The organism is Pseudomonas sp. HMSC066A08, from assembly GCF_001813025.1.
GTDB lineage: Bacteria > Pseudomonadota > Gammaproteobacteria > Pseudomonadales > Pseudomonadaceae > Pseudomonas > Pseudomonas aeruginosa.
In genome coordinates, this window is the sequence record NZ_KV811371.1 from 413682 (window position 1) to 432782 (window position 19101).

Consider the following 19101-nt stretch of genomic DNA (forward strand, 5'->3'; position numbering starts at 1 on the left):
TTTCCTAGGGCGGCCTGACTTGTCAGGTCGCCCGATTCTCCTTCCCTTGGACAAGGGGCCTGTCATGAAACTCTGGCTGCAAAACCTGGCGTGGCAACTCGGTGTCGCCCTTGGCCTGATCGAGCCCCCGCGCATGCAACCCATCCCGGTGGAAAACGACGAGCAACGCCGGCGCCTCGCCGCGCGGCAACGTCGCTGAGCCGGTTCCCCCGACGCTCTGGCCTCCGCCTGCGGCGCTGGCCAGAGTCCCGGTTTTGACCTATCGATCGTGGTTCCTGAACCAGGCGACGATCATTTCCCGCAAGCGCTCCCCGGAAAAGCTCGCGAAATGCCCGCCGTGCACGGTACGCACCGGTAGTTCGCGCAGACGCGCGAGGCTGGCGGCATAGTCGTCGAGGTTGGAATGATAGGCGTCCTCGATTAGCGGACCGTCGTAGACGATGTCGCCGGAAAACAGCGTCTGTGTCGCCGCTTCCCACAGGCTGATGCCGCCCGGCGAGTGCCCGGGCGTGTGCAGTACCTGCAGCACGCGGTCGCCGAGATCGAGCACGTCGCCTTCGTCGACCAGTCGGGTCGCCGGCGCCGCTCGCACCCGGTACTCGGCGTAGCACAGCGGGCACTCCGGGTGCGCCTCGAACATCTCGTCGCCGACATAGGCGCGCGCCAGGGTGTTGTCGCTGTCCGGCGCGGCGAGGATCTCCGCCTCGGCCGGATGCGCCAGGCGCTCGGCGAATTCGTGGTGGCCGGCGATATGGTCGAAGTGGGTGTGGCTGGCCACCGCCAGCAGCGGTCGTTCGGTGAGCCAGGGCAGTTGCTCGCGCAGGCTGACCAGGCCCGAGCCGCTGTCCACCAGCACGTCGCGCTCGCGGCCCTGGACATGCCACATGTTGCAGCGATAGAAGGGGCGCACGTAGGGCTCGTGGATCAGGCTGATGCCGTTGTAGAAGTGCCGGGTTTCGAACCAGCGGTCGCGGCTGACGATTCTCATCGCGGTCTCTGTCGGTGGGAAGGCTATCCCAGGAGGATAGGCGTTCAGGGTATGACCTTGCCCGGGTTGAACAGCCCGCTGGGGTCGAGCAGCTCCTTTATCTGCGCCATCAGCGCGAGCTTCAGCGGATCGGCGTAGCGACCCAGGGCTTCCTTCTTCTCCAGGCCGATGCCGTGCTCGGCGGAGATCACGCCAGCGCATTCGCCCAACTCGCCGTAGAGGATTTCCTCCACCGCCTGGTGCAGCGGCAGCAGCGGGACGTCGGCGGCGAGCATGACGTGCAGGTTGCCGTCGAGGAAATGGCCGAAGAGGAAGACCTGCATGCCCTTCACCAGGTCGTCCAGGCGCCGCCGGATGCGCTCGACGTAGCCGGCCAGGGCCGACACCGGCAGCGATACGTCGAAGGACAGGCTGTCGACGCCGGCGTGGATGGCCGCGTCGGAGTCTTCGCGCAGGCGCCAGATGGCCAGGCGCTGGGTTTCGTTGGCGGCGAGCAGGGCGTCTTCCACCAGCCCCTCCTCGAAGCAGTCTTCCAGCAGGGCGGTGAGCGCCTCGCCGGCATCCAGGTGGCGGTCCTCGGCCAGTTCCACCAGCAGGTAGAGTGGGCAGGGCGCCAGGCTCGGCGCGCTGTCGCCCATGGGCGCGGCGGTGCATTGCAGGTAGTCGTGCCAGAGGATCTCGCAGGCGAACAGGCGCTCGGCGTGTTCGCGGCGCAGGCGCGCGGCGATGGTGATCGCCGCGTCGACGTCGGGCAGGCCGAGCAGGGCGGTGGCGCCGGGACGCTGCAACGGCTCCAGGCGCAGTACAGCACGGGTGACGATGCCGAGGGTGCCTTCGGCGCCGACGAACAACTGCTTGAGGTCGTAGCCGGTGGTGTTCTTCAGCAGCCCGCGCAGGTCGCTGTAGACGCTGCCGTCGGCGAGTACCGCTTCCAGGCCGAGCACGCGCTGGCGCATGGTGCCGAAGCGGAAGGCGCGGATGCCGCCGGCGTTGGTCGCGACCAGCCCGCCGACGCTGGCGCTGCCGCGTGCGGCAAGATCGATGCCGGGGTCGAGTCCGGCCTCGGCGGCCAGCGCCTGGGCTTGTTCGAGGGTAACGCCGGCGTCGAGGTCGAGGGTCTGGCTGGCCGCATCCAGCCGATGTATGCGGTTCAGCCTGCGCAGCGAGAGCAGCACGTCGCCGGCTTGCGCGGCGCCGCCGCCGACCAGGCCGGTGAGTCCGCCCTGGGGCACCAGGGCGCGTCCCGCCTGGCGGCACAGACGCACCACGGCGGCGACCTGGTCGGTGCTTTCCGGCAGGACCAGGAAGCTTCCGGCGAGGTTCTGCGGATGGTAGCCGGGGTCTTGCCCGGCGAGCGCGGCCCTGTCGCGCACGTCACGGGCGCCGAGGATCTCGCAGAGGGAGCGGTAGAGTTCGGAATCGTCCATGGCGGGCTCCGGGTCAGGGATGGAAGGGCGCGGCTTGCAGCACCTCGACGATCAGCGGACGGTCCGTCGGGGCGCCGCGCAGCAGTTCGCGCAGGTGCTCGAGATCGCGCGCGCGTTCGGCGGCGCAGCCGAAGCCGCGGGCGATGGCGAGGAAGTCCGGGGTGTAGATATCGACCCCGAGCGGAGTGATTTCGCGCCGCTCCATGTAGCGCTTGATCTCGCCATAGCCGTGGTTGTTCCACAGCAGCACGACGATGCCGACCTTGGCCTCCACCGCGCTGGCCAGTTCCGGCAGGGTGAACTGCAGGCCGCCATCGCCCATCAGGCTGACCACCGGGCGTCCCGGCTCGCCGAGCTTGGCGCCGATGGCGGCGGGCAGGCCATAGCCGAGGGTGCCGTAGCCGGTGGAGGCGTTGAACCAGCGGCGCGGCTCGTCGAGATCGACCAGGTGGTTGCCGCTGTAGACGGTCTGGGTCGAGTCGCCGACGAAGCGGGCGTCCGGCCACTCGGCGAGGATCGCGGCGAACAGCTGGCGATAGTGCGACCAGCCGGCGAAGTCTTCGGCCAGGCGCTGGCGCACGGCGGCGGCGCGCCGGGCCCCGGGGCTGTCCGGCGAGGCCTCGCCGCCCGGCAGTTCGGCCAGCAGCACGCGCATGGCCAGCCGGGCGTCGCTGTGGATGGCCAGGCTAGGCGTGTAGTTGCGCATCAGTTGCTGCGGGTCGATGTCGATACGGATCAACTCGCCATCGAGGGCGAAGCCGCCGTCGAACACCACGTCGTAGTCGGTTTCGCCCAGCTCGGTGCCGATGGCCAGCACCACGTCGGCCTCGGCGGCCAGCTCGCGTACCGGCACGCAGGACTGGTTGCTGCCCAGCAGCAGCGGGTGGTCGGCCGGTAGCAGGCCCTTGGCGTTGATCGTCAGGGCGGTCGGCGCGTCCAGCGCGGCGGCCAGGGCACGCGCTTCGGCGGCGGCCTCGACGCAGCCGCCGCCGAGCAGCAGCAGTGGCTTCTTCGCGTTGCGCAGGCGCGCCGCGGCCTCGCGCAAGGGCGCGAGTGCCGGCGCCGGGCGGCTGGCGACGGTGCGTGGGCGCAGGGCCAGGTGTTCGGCGGGAGCGGTGATGACGTCGAGCGGCAGCTCGATGTGCACCGGCCGCGGCCGCTCGCCGTCGAACACGGCGAAGGCGCGGGCGAGCACCGCCGGCAGCTCCTCGGCGCTCATCAGGGTATGGCTGAAGGCGCAGACGTTGCCCACCAGGTTGCGCTGGTTCGGCAACTCGTGCAGGTAGCCGTTGCCGTGGGCCAGGCGCGCGCGTTCGTTGACGCTGGAGATCACCAGCATCGGAATCGAGTCGGCGTAGGCCTGGGCCATGGCGGTGAGGATGTTGGTCATCCCCGGGCCGGTGATGATGAAGCACACGCCGGGCTTGCCGGTGACCCGTGCGTAGCCGTCCGCCATGAAGCCGGCGCCCTGCTCGTGGCGCGGGGTGATATGGCGGATACGGCTGCCGGGCAGGCCGCGATAGAGCTCTACGGTATGCACGCCGGGGATGCCGAAGACGGTCTCGACGCCCCAGGCTTCGAGTTGCTTGACGAGGAATTCGCCGCAGGTGGTCATGGCCGTTCCTTTTTCATGTTCTCGGGAATGGAAAAGGCGAGGGAAGGTTCCTCGCCTGTCGGGGTTGTGCCTGGTTCAGGCGGCGCTGGCGACACTCGCCGGGCGTCGCGAGAACAGACTGACCAGGACGAAGCTGAGCAGGCCGACCGCCAGGCTGTAGTAGATCGGCGTATTGGCGTCGAGGCCGTCCTTGATCATGAACACCAGCACGGTAAGGAAGCCCAGGGTCATGCTGGTGATGGCGCCGGCGGTGGTGGCGCGCTTCCAGTAGATCGCGCCGATCAGCGGGATCAGCATGCCGCCTACCAGCAGGTTGTAGGCCACGGTCAGGGCGCTGATCACGTCGCTGACCACCAGGGCGATGCCGAGCACCACCAGGCCCAGCAGCAGGGTCGCGATGCGGTTCTCGTGCACGTCGCCGTTGTCGGACTGGCCGCGGCCGCGGCGCAGGCGCGGCAGCAGGTCCTGGGTGACGGTGGTGGACGCCGCCAGCAAGCCGGCGCTGGCGGTGGACATCAGCGCTGCCAGGGCGGCGGCGATGACCAGGCCGCGGATGCCGTTCGGCAGGCTGTGCTCGACCACGCTGGCGAAGGCGTTGTTGACGTTCTCCAGGTCCGGCAGCAGGACCTTGGCGGCCATCCCGATCAGCGCCCCGGCCATGCCGTAGAGCACGCAGTAGATACCGGCGGCGGAGCCGGCGACCTTGGCCACGGTCTCGCTGCGGGCGGTGAACACCCGCTGCCAGATGTCCTGGCCGATGAAGATGCCGAAGAAGTAGATCAGGAAGTAGGTGACGATGGTGTCCCAGCCGATCGCGGTGAAGTCGAAGTAGCTGGCCGGCAGCTTGGCTACCAGGGCGTCCCAGCCGCCGGCGTCGTTGATCGACAGTGGCATCAGCAGGAACACCAGGCCGACGGTCATGATCAGGAACTGCACGATGTCGGTCAGGGTCAGCGACCACATGCCGCCGATGGTGGAATAGAGCACCACGACGCCGCCGCCGATCAGGATCGAGACCCAGAACGGCAGGCCGAACAGGACCTGCATGACGGTGCCGATGGCGATGGTCGAGGTGGCGCCGATCATCAGTGCGTAGACCAGCATGATCAGGGCGCTGGCGTGGCGTGCGGCGGGGTTGTAGCGACGCTCCAGGACCTGGGTGACGGTGTAGATCTTCAGCTTCAGCAGAGGCTTGGCCAGGAACAGGCTGAGGCCGACGATACCGAGGCCGATCGCGCCGCACAGCCAGAAGCCGGAGATGCCATGGACGTAGCCCAGGCGCACGGTGCCGATGGTGGAGGCGCCGCCGAGGACGGTGGCGGCCATGGTTCCCAGGTAGAAGCCGGGGCCGAGGTTGCGGCCGGCCACCAGGTAGTCGTCGCGGGTCTTGGCGCGGCGCATGCCGTACCAGCCCAGCGCGATCATGCCCGCGGCGTAGATCAGAACGACGAATATGTCGAGGGCCATATCAGGTCTCCCAAGTTTCTCATTGTCATTGTTGTATCCGGCGAGGCGCCGGAAGCGCGGGACGCTGGCGTCCCGCCGTGTGTGTACTCCGCCTCAGGCGGTGGCTATCGCCGGTGCCCTCCGCGTGCCGTGCGCGCGCACCCAGCGCGGCCCTTGCGGGCCGTAGACGCAAGGCGGTTCCGGGAACAGGCGCAGCAGTGCCAGGTAGAGCAGGGCGGCCAGGCCGAGGGCGACCGGCAGGCTGAGGTCGATGCCGCCGGCCAGTTCGCCGAGCGGACCGACGAATTGCCCCGGCAGGTTGACGAAGGCCAGGCCGGCTGCCGCGCTGGGAATCCAGGCGCCCATCCCACGCCAGTTCCAGCCGTGCTCGAACCAGTAGGCGCCGCCGCGCTGGCCGCGGGTGAACACCTGCAGGTCGTCCGGGCGGTAGAAGCCGCGACGGGTCAGCAGGCCGATCAGCATGATCACCATCCACGGGGTGGTGCAGGTGACGATCAGCACGGCGAAGGTGGAGACGCTCTGCACCAGGTTGAAGGCGAAGCGGCCGACGAAGATGAAGCCGATCGAAGCGACCCCGATCAGCACCGTGGCCTGCACCCGCGAGAGCAGGCGCGGGAACACGCTGGACATGTCCAGCCCGGTGCCGTACAGCGAAGTGGTGCCGGTGGACATGCCGCCGATCACCGCGATCAGGCATACCGGCAGGAAGAACCAGCCGGGAGCGATGGCCAGCAGGCCGCCGACGTAGTTGTTGGCGGCGATGTAGTCCGGCGCGCGGACGGCGACGATGGTCGCGGTGGCGAGGCCGAACAGGAAGGGAACCAGGGTCGCCAGCTGCGCGCCGATCACCGCCAGCATGATCCGCGCCTGCGAGGTCTGGCGCGGGATGTAGCGGGCCCAGTCGCCCAGGAAGGCGCCGAAGGAGATCGGGTTGCTCATGGCCAGCAGGGTGGCGCCGATGAAGGCGGCCCAGAAGCCTGGCTGGCCGAGCTGCACGCTGCCGGCGTAGGCGGCATCGAAGGGGCCGGCGAAGGCGAACAGGCCGAGCAGGAACAGCAGGCTGGCGGCCCACACGGCGATCCTGTTGACCAGCAGCATGAAGCGGAAGCCGTAGATGCATACGGTCAGCACCAGCACGGCGAACAGGCCGTAGGCCAGGCCCAGGTTCAGTTCGCTCTCTTCCAGGCCGACCAGGCGCCGGGCGCCGCCGACCAGGGCATCGCCGGAACTCCACACCGAAAGCGAGAAGAAGGCGATGGCGGTCAGCAGCGAGAGGAAGGAGCCGACGATGCGCCCGTGCACGCCGAAGTGCGCGCCGGAGGAGACCGCGTTGTTGGTGCCGTTGAGCGGGCCGAACAGGCCCATCGGGGCGAGGATCAGCGCGCCCAGCGTGACGCCCAGCAGGATCGCCCACAGCCCGGCCTGGAAGGACAGCCCGAAGAGCACCGGAAAGCTGCCGAGCACGGCGGTGGCGAAGGTATTGGCGCCGCCGAAGATCATGCGGAACAGATCGACCGGCGTGGCGTTGCGTTCGTGGTCGGGAATCTGTTCGACCCCGAAGGTTTCGATGCGTGTGATTGCGTGTTGGTTATTGTTGTTATCCATGACGTTCTCCCGGGAGAGCTAGCTAGTCGATGGCAGGTACTCCGGCATCGCCGACAAGTGCTCATGGCAGGCCAGCCAACGGCCTTCTTGTTGTTCTGGGCGGAACAGGATGGTTTCCCGTTCCCGGTTCAGGCTTTCCGCTCCCTGGAGGCGCAGCCGGGTGGCGACGTCGTGGCTGAAGATCGCCAGGTCGCCTTGCAGGCTGACGCAGGTATTGCTGGATTCGCACGCCAGCACTTCGAAACCGTCCTCGCGTCGCCAGCGCTCCCACAACTCGCGGTAGGCCGCGCGCGAGCGCAGCGGCTGCGGCCAGTTGTGGAAGATGAAGCTGGCGTCCTCGGTGAAGGCGGCGAAATAGGCCTCGGCATCGTTGCGGGCGAAGGCCGCCACCAGTCGGCGGGCGGCCTCCAGCACCTGTTCGACGCGGTCGTCGGTCATGGTCGCGCTACGGCTCAGCGATGCACCACGCCCGGGAGGACGCAGAGCATTTCATAGAGCAGGTTGGCGCCCAGCAACGAGGTGTTGCCGGTGGTGTCGTAGGGCGGCGAGACTTCGACCAGGTCGCAGCCGATCAGGTCCAGGCCCTGGCAGCCGCGGATGATTTCCATCGCCTGGATGGTGGTCAGGCCGCCGATTTCCGGGGTGCCGGTGCCGGGCGCCCAGGCCGGATCGATGCCGTCGATGTCGAAGCTCAGGTAGACGGGACCGCCGCCGACCTTCTCGCGGACCTCGGCCATCAGCGGCTCCAGCGACTTGTGCCAGCACTCCTCGGCCTGCACCACGCGGAAGCCCTGCTTGCGGCTCCAGTTGAAGTCCTCCGCGGTGTAGCCCTGGGCGCGCAGGCCGATCTGCACCACGCGGTCGCAATCCAGGAGGTCTTCTTCCACCGCGCGGCGGAAGGTGGTGCCGTGGGCGATCTTCTCGCCGAACATGTGGTCGTTGACGTCGGCGTGGGCGTCGACATGGACCAGGCCGACCTTGCCGTGCTTCTTCTTGATCGCGCGGAGGATCGGCAGGGTGATGGTGTGGTCGCCGCCGAGGGTCAGCGGGAGGATGCCGTGGCCGAGGATGCGGTCGTATTCCTGCTCGATGATGCGCACGGCTTCCAGCAGGTTGAAGGTATTGATCGCGACATCGCCGATGTCCGCCACGTTCAGCGAGTCGAAGGGGGCGGCGCCGGTGGCCATGTTGTAGGGACGGATCATCACCGATTCGGCGCGGATCTCGCGGGGGCCGAAGCGGGTACCGGAACGCAGGGAGGTGCCGATGTCGAGGGGCACGCCGACGAAGGCGGCATCGAGGGCGTCGAGTTCGGCGGGGGACTGGACATGGGGCAGGCGCATCATGGTGGCGATGCCGCCGAAGCGGGGCATTTCATTGCCGCCCAGGGGCTGGTGGAGATTCTTGTCCACGGGGTGGCCTCACGGTCGTTGTGGTTGTTTTAGGGGTCGGACGGATTCTCTTCACAGCCGGTAGCGAGTCAAATCGCTGGCTACAAATAATCAGTTCAGAGATTTCTAAACTAACGGCGAAGCGGCTAGACTTCGCCGCCGAGCCCGGACGGCGGCCCTTTGCCTCGGCCTGCTGTCCGAAATCCTCGCCCGCAAACCGGAGTCGCCGTGTCCAACGCCTTGCCCGACCTGCGCCTGTTGCGCATCTTCGCCGCGGTGGTGCGCCACCAGGGCTTCGCCGCCGCCCAGCAGGAGTTGAACCTGTCGACCTCGGCGATCAGCACCTACATGAGCCAACTGGAGAACCAGCTCGGCATCGTGCTCTGCCACCGTGGCCGCGGCGGCTTCAGCCTGACCAGCAAGGGCGAGCTGTTCCACCAGGAAACCCTGCGCATCCTCGGCGAACTGGAAGGCTTCGAACGCTACGCGCTGGCGTTGAAGGGCGAGCTGCGCGGCACCCTGAACCTCGGCGTGCTCGATTCCACGGTGAGCGACCCGGCGCTGCCGCTGGCCGAGGTGATCGGCGCCTTCAGCCGCGAACACCCGGCGGTGCACCTGCACCTGCTGGTGCAGAGCCCCTATGAACTGCAACTGAGCGTGCTGGAGAACCGCCAGGACCTGGCTATCGGCGCCTTTTCCAGTCGCATGAACGGACTGGTCTACCAGCCGCTGTACCGCGAACAGCACTGGCTGTACTGCAGCGACCGGCATCCGCTGTTCGACGGGCGGAGAATTCCCGCCGATCTGATCACCCAGCAGCGCATGGTCGGCCGCGGCTACTGGAGCCAGGCCGAGCTGGCCCGGCACGGCTTCAAGCACAGCGCGGGAACGGTGGAGAGCATGGAGGCGCAGCTGATCCTGATCCTTTCCGGCGGCTACATCGGTTACCTGCCGGAGCACTACGCCCACCCCTGGGTCGAGCAGGGCCGCCTGCGCGCCCTGCTGCCGGCGACCTTCGGCTACCAGGCGCCATTCTCCCTGATCCTCCGTCGCGGCCGCTCGCGCGAGCCGCTGATCCAGGCCTTCCGCGACCAGTTGCGGACGCAGATGAGCCTGGCCTGAGCCCTAGAGATCGGCGTTGAGGGTGCGCGAGAATTGCTGCACCGCCTCTACCACCTTGTGCGTGCTCTCGCGGATGCCGAGGATCGCCGCGCCGGCCTCGTTGGCCAGCTCCACGCCGCGCCGCGCCTGTTCCTGGCTGTGCTGCATGTCGCCGATGACGCTGCGGGTGCCGGTCTGGATGCGACCGATCATGTCGGCGATCTCCTTGGTCGACTTGCTGGTGCGTTCCGCCAGTTGCCGCACCTCGTCGGCCACCACGGCGAAGCCGCGACCCTGGTCGCCGGCGCGGGCGGCCTCGATGGCGGCATTGAGGGCGAGCAGGTTGGTCTGCTCGGCGATCTCGCGGATGGTGTTGACGATGGAGGTGATCTGTTGCGAGTGCTGCGACAGTTCGCCGATATTCAGCGAGGAAGCATCAAGGGTATTCGCGATCTTGAGCATTTCCTCCACCGCGCTCTGGATGATCAGCGCACCGTGTTCGGCGACCGTGCGGGTCTCGGTGGACAGGGTATGGGCCTGGTGGGCGTTGTCCGCCTCGGCCTGGTAGCGGCGCATGCGGTCGCTGACATCGCTGGCGAACTTGACCACCTTGTAGAGCTTGCCGTCGGCGTCGTAGACCGGGTTGTAGCTGGCCTCCAGCCAGACCGGCTGGCCGTTGCGGTGGACCCGGCGGAACTGCCCGGTGACGTACTCGCCGCGGTTCAGGCGGCGCCAGAGGTCGGCGTACTGCGGGCCGTCGCGGTAGCCCGGTTCGCAGAACTGACGGTGGTTGGCGCTGGCCAGCTCGGCTCGGCCATAGCCCATGGTGGCGAGGAAGTTGTCGTTGGCCGCGAGGACATTGCCGTCGAGGTCGAACTCGATCATCGCCATCGAGCGGGACAGGGCATCCAGCTTGCTCTGCATCTCGTGTTCCTGGTGGACGATGGCATCGATGTCGCTGGCGTACTTGACCACCTTGAGCAGTCGACCCTGCCCGTCGCGTACGGGGTTGTAGGTGGCTTCCAGCCAGAGTGGCCGGCCCTCGCGGGTGATGCGCTTGCAGCGGCCGGAAAAGTGTTCGCCGCGCCGCAGGCGTTCCCAGAAGCGCCGGTAGTCTTCCGATTGTGCGTAGGCGCCGTCGCAAAGCTGGTGATGCGGTTTGCCGAGGATCTCGTCGCGGCGGTAGCCCAGCAGGGTCAGGAAATTCTCATTGGCATCGGTGATATTGCCGTCCGGATCGAACTCCACGCGCGCCATGGAGCGGTCCAGGGCCGCCATGTGCAGGCGCTCGGCGGCGAGTTGCTGTTGCAAGTCGGCGTTCATCTGTCGGTACTTGCGAGTGAACATGAGAAAAATCCTTGGATAGAGAGAGGGGCTCATCCCAGTCTTCGGCGCCGATGGGCGGGAGTTGAGAGGGCGGGACGATTGTATTTTTTCATCGAACGACAAAAATTCGTCGTTATTCTTAATGGATGAAACAAATCACCGCCATTCGTCGGGAATATGACGTTTTTGCGAGTGAGAGGAAGTCCCTCCGCCTGTGGCACACTGAGCCCCTTCCAGGAGTCGTCCCATGCCACGTACCCGCTGCGAGCGTTGCGCTCGCCCCGCCAGCCATTGCCTCTGCGCGCTGATTCCCTCCTTGCCGTCGCGTACGCGGGTGCTGGTCCTGCAGCACCCCAGCGAGGTCGGGCACGCGTTGAATACCGCGGGATTGGCCGTCCTCGGCTTGCGCAATGCGGAGCTGCGGGTCGGCGAGCGTTTCGCCGAGGAGACCTGGCGGGTACCGGGCTACCGGGCCTGCCTGCTGTTTCCCGGCGAGCAGGCGCGAGCGCTGGCAGCGATGGCCGCCGAGGTCGCCGGCGAGCCCCTCCTGCTGGTGGTGCCGGACGGCACCTGGCGCAAGGCGCGCAAGCTGCTGCACCTGAACCCGGCCCTGGCGGCCCTGCCGCGGGTGAGCCTGGCCGAAGGCATGGCGTCGCGTTATCGCCTGCGCAAGGCGCCGGGAGAGGGCGCGCTGTCGACCATCGAGGCAATCGCTGCGGCGCTCGACGAACTGGAGGCGCCGCGTACCCACGAAGCCTTGCTGAAACCGTTCGATGCCCTGATCGAGGGGCAGATCGCGGCGATGGGCGAGGACACCTACCGGCGCAACCATCTCAGCCAGGAGCGCCGCCGCCGATAGCGGTCGAGCAGTTCCGGGATCGCCGTTTCGCGCCAGAACTCCGGGCTGACCATGCCGCTGGACATGCCGCCGTGGGCGTGGCGCGCCAGGTAGATCAAGGCATCGTATTCCAGCGGATGGCCGCTGAGACGCTCGAAGGTCTCGCCCAGCAGGCGTTCCAGGGCCGCTGCGGAAGCCGGCCAGGGCGCGTCCGCCAGTTGCCCGGCCATTTCCTGCCAGAGGTAGGGGTCGCCACGGCCGCCCCAGCGCGAGGGTTCCTGTTCGAAGAGTTCGGAGATGCGCGGTCTGGCCATGTCGGTGGGTCGTGTCTGTCGGAAACGAAAAGTATGCCCGATTGGCAGGGCCGCATGGGCGGAGTAGACTGCCGCGGTCTTTCCTTCCGTACGAGGTGTTCGTCCGATGCGCAATTGATGCTGCCGTGTCCGCACGGCCGGTTTTCCGTCCCTGGCCCGAGGGCCCGGGGGAATGCATGGCATCAAGGGGGTATCCATGACGAATACGTCGACCCTGACGCTCGATGGCGTCTCTTTCCAGCTGCCGGACGGCAGCCTTCTGTTTTCCGATCTCGACGAAACCTTCGACACCCGGCACACCGGGCTGGTGGGACGCAACGGCGTCGGCAAGTCGCTGCTCGCGCGCCTGCTCGCCGGACACTTGCAGCCGTCCAGCGGTAGCGTCCGGCGCCAGGGGCGCGTGCGCTACCTGGCCCAGCAGCTCGAGCCGGCCGACTACCCGACCGTCGCCGACCTGGCCGGCGTCCGCCCATGGCTGGAGGCGCTGGCGCGGATCGAGGCGGGTAGCCTCGACGCCGCCGACTACGAATGCCTGGGCGAGCGCTGGGACATCCGCCAACGCCTGGCCGACGCCCTGGCCGCCGAGGGGCTCGGCCATCTCCGCGCGGACACCCCGAGCGAACGCCTGAGCGGCGGCGAATGCATGCGCGTGGCGCTGCTCGGCGCATTCCTCGACGACGCCGACTTTCTCATCCTCGACGAACCGAGCAACCCTCTCGACGGGCCGGCACGCGCTTTGCTGCGGGCGCGCCTGGCGGCATGGGACGGCGGCCTGCTGCTGGTCAGCCATGACCGCGAACTGTTGGAGGGCATGCAGCGGATCGTCGAGCTGTCGACCCTCGGCCTGCGCAGCTATGGCGGCGGCTATTCCTTCTACGCGCAGAGCCGGGAGGAGGCACGCGAGGCCGCCGAGCGCCGCCTGGACCAGCGTCGTCTGGAGCGCAAGCGGCAGACCCTGGCCATGCGCGAACAGCAGCAGCGCCAGGAGCGGCGCCAGGCCAGCGGCCGGCGCGAAGGCAAGACGGCGAACCAGGCGAAGATCCTGCTCGGTGGGTTCAGGGAACGTAGCGAGGTCAGCGCCGGCAAGCTGCGCAACGCCCACCAGGCGGAGCGCGAGCGTCTCGACCGCGAGGTGCGCGAGGCTGCCCGGGAGGTAGAGGAGGCGTCGCCGCTGCTGCTCGATTCGCCCGATGCCGAACTGGCGGCGCAGCGCCGGATCGTCGAGTTGAAGGGCGCGGTGCTGCCGCATCTGCGCGGGCCGTTGCGCGAAATCGACCTGCTCCTGAGCGGTCCGCGGCGGCTGGCGCTGGTCGGCCCGAACGGCAGCGGCAAGTCGACCCTGCTGCGGCTGCTGGCCGGGCAGCGGGCGCCGCTGGCGGGAACCTGCGCGGTGACGGTGGGCGCCGCCTATCTCGACCAGCGGCTGAGCCTGCTGGACCACGGGCGAGGCGTGCTGGAGCAGTTGCTGGAGGTCAATCGCAGTCGCGGCGAAAGCTGGCTGCGCACGCGCCTGGCGCAACTCGGCTTGCCGGCCGAACGGCTCGCCCAGCCGTGCGCGACGCTGAGCGGCGGCGAACGCCTGAAGGCGGCCCTGGCCCTGGTGCTCTACGCCGACCGGCCGGCGCAGTTGCTGTTGCTCGACGAGCCGGACAACCACCTCGACCTGGTCGCCCGGCAGGCCCTGGAAAGCATGCTCGGGCAGTACCGTGGGGCCTTGCTGGTGGTGTCCCACGACCCGGTGTTTCTCCGCCACCTGGCGCTGGACGGCGAACTGCGGGCTACTGCCGCGGGCTGGCGCCTGGAGGACCGATGAGCTGGCCATCCGCCGCGACCTGCAGGAGGCTGACTCCGCCGTGGCTGAAACCGATGGCGAGGAGTTTGTCGCTGACTGCCAGGCACAGCGGTACGGCGTCTGCCGTGCGATAGCGCCAGCGACATTCGCCGCTGGCGAGGTCGCGTACCTCGACCTGACCATCGACCAGCGCCAGTGCGATCCATTGTCCGCCGGGCAACGGCGCGAAGGCGCTGACCTGGGCGGACAGGGTCGCGCCCCAGAGCGTGCCGCGGCTCTCCAGGTCGTAGCAGGTCAGGCGCTGGGTGCCGTAGGCGTGATGCGGCGAGTTGTAGACCTTGGCGTTGAGCAGCAGGCGATTGCCCAGCAGGCAGCCGTGCAGGTTGTTGAAGTGCTCCGGGTGGCGCTCCAGGCGTAGCACTTCGCGGGCCTTGAAGGTCTGCGGGTCGAGGCGGAACAGGCTTTTGTCCTGGTGCTGCTCCGGCGGATTGCCGGCCAGGTAGAAGAAGGCTTCGCCACGGTCGATGCGCAGATGGTGGTTGAACAGGTCGTAGTGTCCGAGACGGCGCCTGTGGACGATCCGGCCGGCCGGGTCGAGCACGAGGTCTTCCAGGTCTTTGCCCTCGAAGGCGATCTGGCGGGCGAGAAAGCCGCCTTGGGCGGATTGCGCCAGCAGATGGCGGCAGTCGCTCAGGAGCAGCGGTTGTCCCCGCGTCAGCGGCACCTTGAACAGTCGCTGGGCGGCATACCCGAGTTGCAGATTGACCAGCAGGCTGTCGTCCGTGGCGTTATGGAAGACCTGCAGGCACTGGCCCCGTTCGGCCAGTTCGAAGCTGCGCAGGCTGTCGTCGGCCAGATTCCAGAGTTCGAGCCGGGGGCTGGCGCGGGCGATGGCCAGGCGTTGTCCGTCGAGAAAGCACAGGTCCCACACCGGTGGACGATGCAGGAACCGCCGATCTTTGCCCTGGGCGAGGTTTTCCAGGATCGGCAGCGCCGCTTCGCGTTGCGTCGAAGCTGGGTAGAGGGCCCAGTCGAAGGGCAGGCGGGTGCCGGGCAGGTCGTCCAGCACCCGCGGGGCGTCGACCGGAAAGGCTAGAGAATGGCGCTGGCGGAACAGCGGTTGGTCCTCCAGGTCGTCGCTGGGGGCGACGGTGAAGGTCAGGCGCCGGCCGTCGTCCTCGAAGTCGCAGGCGAGTACTTCGCGGTTGTCGGCGAGCAGCGATTGGGTCTGGCCGCTCGCGTAGTGCCAAACCAGCAGACCGCCTTCGAAGAAGGCGCCGCCGTCGTAGCGTCCGCCGCCGATCACCAATACGGGCCGGCTCGGGTGCCAGGCGATGGCGTTGAGCGGAAAGCCCAGGTCCGGCAGGACGGCGATGCATTCGAGGTCGTCGCCGCGGTACAGGCGCAGACTCTGTTCGTAGACGTCGAGCTGTCGGCCCGGGTGTTGCCCATGAAAGGCGCTGGCCACCGCGAGGAGCGCGCCGCCGGGAGCCTGAAACACGGCGTAGGGCTCGCCGATGTCGGCGAAGGCGCAAGCGGGCAGCCTGCGGCCGGAAGGAAGCGGGGAGCTGGGCATGGGCGATACCGGGGAAAGAGTCGGGTGCAGTGTCGTTCATTCGTCGTTTCGGGAACAGCGTGGGAAGAACGGCTGTTCCGACCGGTCGTTTTCTTCTAGGATGGCGCTCCCTTCCTCCCTCGTCGCCGCCGCTGTGCACCGTCCATGCGTTGATTCGCGCCACGGGCATCCAGGCGACGAACCTCTGCGTGGCGCCCGATCTGGCGGTCGCGGCTGCCTTTCGTTCTACCTGGAATCTTTCGGATAAAGGAATCCAGCATGCACATTCGCAAGCGCGTCGACGCCGACAACCCGGCATTGGTCGACCTGTGGGAACGTTCCGTCCGCGCGACCCACGACTTTCTCAGTGAAGCGGACATCGTCGAGCTCTATCCGCAGGTCCGCGACCTGTACCTGCCGGCCGTAGAGGTCTGGATGCTGGTCGACGACGACGGCGTGGCCCAGGGCTTCATCGGCCTGAACCAGGCGCATGTCGAGATGCTCTTCGTCGAACCCGGGCTGCGCGGCCGGGGTATCGGCCGACGCCTGCTCGATCATGCGCGGGCGACCTGGCCGCGCCTGAGCGTCGATGTCAACGAGCAGAACCCGCAGGCCTGCGGCTTCTATCGACACTATGGGTTCCGCCAGACCGGCCGCTCCGCGACCGACTCGGCGGGGCGGCCGTTCCCGCTGCTGCACATGAGCCTGTAGGAGGGCGCGGCACCTCGCCCTGTGGAGCGAGGTGCCGCGCAACATCCGGAAAAGTTTTCCCCGGCCAGATGCTTTCAACTGCAAGCATCCGTTTGAGACAGGTCAAACGTTGCGGCGCGGGCCTGCCCGATAGTTCTGCTCATCAGAACGAGGCGCAGGAATCCCATGAACGGCATCCCACCCCTGTCTTCCCGCGACGCCCATGCCAGCCCGCCGCAACGGGTGCTGGAACGACTGCACAGCTCCGCCGCCGGCCTGGATGCGGACGAAGCCGCCCGCCGCCTGGCGGCACACGGCTACAACCGATTGCCCGCGCCGAAACGCCAGGGGCCGCTGCTGCGCTTGCTGCGGCAGTTCCACAACGTCCTGCTGTACATGATGCTGTTCGCCTCGCTGGTCACCGTGCTGCTCGGTTTCTGGGTGGACAGTGCGGTAATCCTCCTGGCGGTGGTGGTCAATGCGCTGATCGGCTTCGTCCAGGAGGGCAAGGCGGCCAATGCGCTGGACGCCATCCGCGACATGCTTTCGCTGCATGCCCTGGTCCTGCGCGACGGCCAGCGCCAGGCGCTGGACGCCGAACGCCTGGTGCCGGGCGACGTGGTGCTGCTGGCCTCCGGCGACCGGGTGCCGGCCGATCTGCGGCTGTTCGAAACGAAGAACTTCCATGTCGACGAGTCGGCCCTGACCGGCGAGTCGGTGCCGGTGGAGAAGGGCTGCGTCGCGGTGGCCATCGACGCGCTGCTCGGCGACCGCCGTTGCATGGCCTATTCCGGCACCCTGGTGACCAGCGGCCAGGCGCGCGGAGTGGTGGTCGCCACCGCCGGGGATACCGAACTGGGCAGGATCGGTACGCTGTTGCGCGAAGTCCGCACCCTGGCCACTCCGCTGCTGCGACAGATCGCCAGCTTCAGCCGCTGGCTGGCCCTGGCGATCCTGCTGCTGGCCGGCGCCACCTTCATCCTCGGCACACTCTGGCAGGGCCAGCCGATGGTGGACATGTTCATGCTGGTGGTGGCGCTGACCGCCTCGGCGATTCCCGAGGGGCTGCCGGCGATCATGACGGTGATCCTCGCCCTCGGCGTACAGCGCATGGCCCGGCGCAACGCCATCGTCAGCCGCCTGCCGGCGGTGGAGACGCTGGGTTCGGTGACGGTGATCTGCTCGGACAAGACCGGCACCCTGACCCGCAACGAGATGACCGTGCAGCGTATCGTCACCGCCGACCAGGTGATCGAGGTCAGCGGCGCCGGCTATGCCCCGCTGGGTGGCTTCAGCCACAACGGCGAAAGCCTCGATCCCGCCGGACGCGACGATCTGCAGGAGATCGGTCGCGCGGCGCTGTTGTGCAACGAGGCGCGCCTGCGCCAGGAGGGCGAGGCATGGCAACTGGAGGGCGACCCCACCGAAGGCGCGCTGCTCAGCCTCGGCCTCAAGCTGGGCCTCGATCCGCAGGCGCTGGCGGCGGAACGGCCACGCAGCGATGCGATTCCGTTCGAGTCCGAGCATCGCTTCATGGCCACTCTGCACCACGACCACGCGGGCCAGGCGATGGTCTACCTGAAGGGCGCGCCAGAGCGCATCCTCGACATGTGCGAGGCTGAACGGGTGGGCGACTCGGTGCGGCCGCTGGACCCGGATTACTGGCGGCGCCTGGCCACCGACACCGCCGCTCGCGGCCTGCGCCTGCTGGCCATCGCCCGGCGGGCGATGCCGACGGAGCAGCGCACGCTGGATTTCGCCGACGTGGAACATGGCTTCACCCTGCTGGCGCTGGTGGGCATCATCGACCCTCCGCGCGAGGAAGCCGTGGCCGCTGTCGCCGAATGCCAGGCGGCGGGTATCGCGGTGAAGATGATCACCGGCGACCACGTCGACACCGCGCGGGCGATCGGCGCCATGCTCGGGATCGGCATCGACCGGCCGGCGCTGACCGGCGCGGAGATCGAGTTGCTCGACGACCAGTGCCTGCGTGAAGTGCTGCCGGGCGTCGATGTGTTCGCCCGCGCCAGCCCTGAGCACAAGCTGCGCCTGGTGCAGGCCCTGCAGGCCAGCGGCGAGGTGGTGGCGATGACCGGCGACGGGGTCAACGATGCGCCGGCGCTGAAGCGCGCCGACGTCGGCGTGGCGATGGGCAACAAGGGCACCGAGGCGGCCAAGGAGGCGGCCGAGGTGGTCCTCGCCGACGACAATTTCGCCACCATCGCCAATGCCGTGCGCGAAGGAAGGGCGGTCTACGACAACCTGAAGAAGTTCATCCTCTTCATGCTGCCGACCAACGGTGGCGAGGCGCTGATCGTGATCGCCGCGATCCTGTTCCAGCTGACCCTGCCGATGACGCCGGCGCAGATCCTCTGGATCAACATGGTCACCTCCAGCACCCTGGGCCTGGCGCTGGCCTTCGATCCGGCCGAGCGCGGCCTGATGCAGCGTCCGCCGCGTCCGCCGGCGGAGCCCCTGTTGTCGCTGTTCTTCGTCTGGCGGGTGCTGCTGGTCTCGCTGCTGATGATGGCGGGCGCCCTGGGCCTGTTCCTCTGGGAGCTGGAGCATGGCACCGGGCTGGAGAGCGCGCGGACCATGGCGGTGAACAGCGTGGTGGTGTGCGAGATGTTCTACCTGCTCAACAGCCGGCATATCTACGATTCGGTGCTCAGCCGCGAGGGCCTGTTCGGCAACCGCCAGGTCTTGCTGGCGATCGCCGCCTGCGTGGTGCTGCAACTGCTCTATACCTACGCGCCGCCGTTACAGGCGCTGTTCGGCTCGGTCGGCCTGGCCCCGGGCGAGTGGGCGCGGGTGCTGCTGGCCGGGCTCGGCCTGTTCTGCGTCGCCGAACTGGAAAAGTGGCTATGTCGCCGGGTCCGTGCCCGGCAGGCCTGACGCCGCGAGGTCGCCCCCTTGGCCGCGGCGCTGTGCCTTTGCCCGTGCGCCGCGCACAGACCTGCGCCTCGGATCGCCCGGCCGAGAGCGGTCGCAC

The 19101-nt window shown here is 68.2% G+C and carries 16 protein-coding genes; 6 read left to right on the forward strand and 10 right to left on the reverse strand.

Annotated features, from left to right (window positions below):
* The first annotated feature begins 64 nt into the window (after nucleotides 1–64).
* Nucleotides 65–199 (forward strand): PA1414 family protein, encoded by a 135-nt coding sequence (locus HMPREF2886_RS35130; RefSeq protein WP_003087006.1) that lies wholly within the window; start codon nucleotides 65–67, stop codon nucleotides 197–199.
* 60 nt (nucleotides 200–259) lie between these two features.
* Here HMPREF2886_RS35130 and HMPREF2886_RS30465 read toward each other — a convergent pair whose 3' ends face one another.
* From HMPREF2886_RS30465 to speB, 7 genes are all read right to left on the reverse strand, one after another.
* The gene (locus HMPREF2886_RS30465; RefSeq protein ID WP_033972806.1) at nucleotides 260–988 is read right to left on the reverse strand and encodes an MBL fold metallo-hydrolase; all 729 of its coding nucleotides are present in this window, start codon (nucleotides 986–988) and stop codon (nucleotides 260–262) included.
* Nucleotides 989–1032: 44 nt separating this feature from the next.
* Entirely contained in the window at nucleotides 1033–2415 is a 1383-nt protein-coding gene (locus HMPREF2886_RS30470; protein WP_070748984.1) for an FAD-binding oxidoreductase, read from the reverse strand.
* Between the two features lie 13 nt (nucleotides 2416–2428).
* The gene (locus HMPREF2886_RS30475; protein WP_070748986.1) at nucleotides 2429–4030 is read right to left on the reverse strand and encodes a 5-guanidino-2-oxopentanoate decarboxylase; all 1602 of its coding nucleotides are present in this window, start codon (nucleotides 4028–4030) and stop codon (nucleotides 2429–2431) included.
* Between the two features lie 75 nt (nucleotides 4031–4105).
* Nucleotides 4106–5497, reverse strand: a complete 1392-nt coding sequence (locus tag HMPREF2886_RS30480) for a sodium:solute symporter family protein (RefSeq protein WP_033972803.1) — start codon at nucleotides 5495–5497, stop codon at nucleotides 4106–4108.
* A gap of 93 nt (nucleotides 5498–5590) precedes the next feature.
* Nucleotides 5591–7102: a purine-cytosine permease family protein gene (locus HMPREF2886_RS30485; protein WP_003087019.1), complete on the reverse strand. Its 1512-nt coding sequence runs from the start codon at nucleotides 7100–7102 to the stop codon at nucleotides 5591–5593.
* A gap of 18 nt (nucleotides 7103–7120) precedes the next feature.
* Nucleotides 7121–7540, reverse strand: a complete 420-nt coding sequence (locus HMPREF2886_RS30490) for a YybH family protein (RefSeq protein WP_033972802.1) — start codon at nucleotides 7538–7540, stop codon at nucleotides 7121–7123.
* A 14-nt stretch (nucleotides 7541–7554) separates the two neighbouring features.
* Nucleotides 7555–8514, reverse strand: coding sequence for an agmatinase (gene speB / locus HMPREF2886_RS30495; protein ID WP_070748988.1), 960 nt, complete (start codon nucleotides 8512–8514; stop codon nucleotides 7555–7557).
* Nucleotides 8515–8721: 207 nt separating this feature from the next.
* Between speB and HMPREF2886_RS30500 the strand changes: the two genes are divergently transcribed.
* Nucleotides 8722–9615, forward strand: coding sequence for a LysR family transcriptional regulator (locus HMPREF2886_RS30500; protein WP_003082969.1), 894 nt, complete (start codon nucleotides 8722–8724; stop codon nucleotides 9613–9615).
* Between the two features lie 3 nt (nucleotides 9616–9618).
* Here the strand turns inward: HMPREF2886_RS30500 and bdlA are convergent, their stop codons facing one another.
* Nucleotides 9619–10872: a biofilm dispersion protein BdlA gene (gene bdlA / locus HMPREF2886_RS30505; RefSeq protein ID WP_083318645.1), complete on the reverse strand. Its 1254-nt coding sequence runs from the start codon at nucleotides 10870–10872 to the stop codon at nucleotides 9619–9621.
* A gap of 295 nt (nucleotides 10873–11167) precedes the next feature.
* Between bdlA and HMPREF2886_RS30510 the strand changes: the two genes are divergently transcribed.
* Nucleotides 11168–11779, forward strand: a complete 612-nt coding sequence (locus HMPREF2886_RS30510; protein ID WP_070748992.1) for a tRNA-uridine aminocarboxypropyltransferase — start codon at nucleotides 11168–11170, stop codon at nucleotides 11777–11779.
* Here the strand turns inward: HMPREF2886_RS30510 and HMPREF2886_RS30515 are convergent.
* The gene (locus tag HMPREF2886_RS30515) at nucleotides 11737–12072 is read right to left on the reverse strand and encodes a hypothetical protein (protein ID WP_058178036.1); all 336 of its coding nucleotides are present in this window, start codon (nucleotides 12070–12072) and stop codon (nucleotides 11737–11739) included. The genes HMPREF2886_RS30510 and HMPREF2886_RS30515 overlap by 43 nt on opposite strands.
* A 196-nt stretch (nucleotides 12073–12268) precedes the next feature.
* On the opposite strand from HMPREF2886_RS30515, the gene HMPREF2886_RS30520 reads away from it, so the two are divergent.
* On the forward strand, nucleotides 12269–13885 hold the full coding sequence (locus tag HMPREF2886_RS30520; RefSeq protein WP_083318646.1) for an ATP-binding cassette domain-containing protein: 1617 nt from the start codon (nucleotides 12269–12271) through the stop codon (nucleotides 13883–13885).
* Here HMPREF2886_RS30520 and HMPREF2886_RS30525 read toward each other — a convergent pair.
* Entirely contained in the window at nucleotides 13851–15440 is a 1590-nt protein-coding gene (locus HMPREF2886_RS30525; protein WP_070748997.1) for a PQQ-binding-like beta-propeller repeat protein, read from the reverse strand. The two genes, HMPREF2886_RS30520 and HMPREF2886_RS30525, sit on opposite strands and share 35 nt — an antisense overlap.
* A 258-nt stretch (nucleotides 15441–15698) precedes the next feature.
* On the opposite strand from HMPREF2886_RS30525, the gene HMPREF2886_RS30530 reads away from it, so the two are divergent.
* Nucleotides 15699–16130 carry an acetyltransferase gene (locus HMPREF2886_RS30530; protein ID WP_033972795.1) on the forward strand — a complete coding sequence of 144 codons (432 nt, stop codon included), beginning with the start codon at nucleotides 15699–15701 and terminating at the stop codon, nucleotides 16128–16130.
* A gap of 165 nt (nucleotides 16131–16295) precedes the next feature.
* The gene (locus HMPREF2886_RS30535; RefSeq protein ID WP_070748999.1) at nucleotides 16296–19004 is read left to right on the forward strand and encodes a cation-transporting P-type ATPase; all 2709 of its coding nucleotides are present in this window, start codon (nucleotides 16296–16298) and stop codon (nucleotides 19002–19004) included.
* Nucleotides 19005–19101 lie beyond the last annotated feature (97 nt).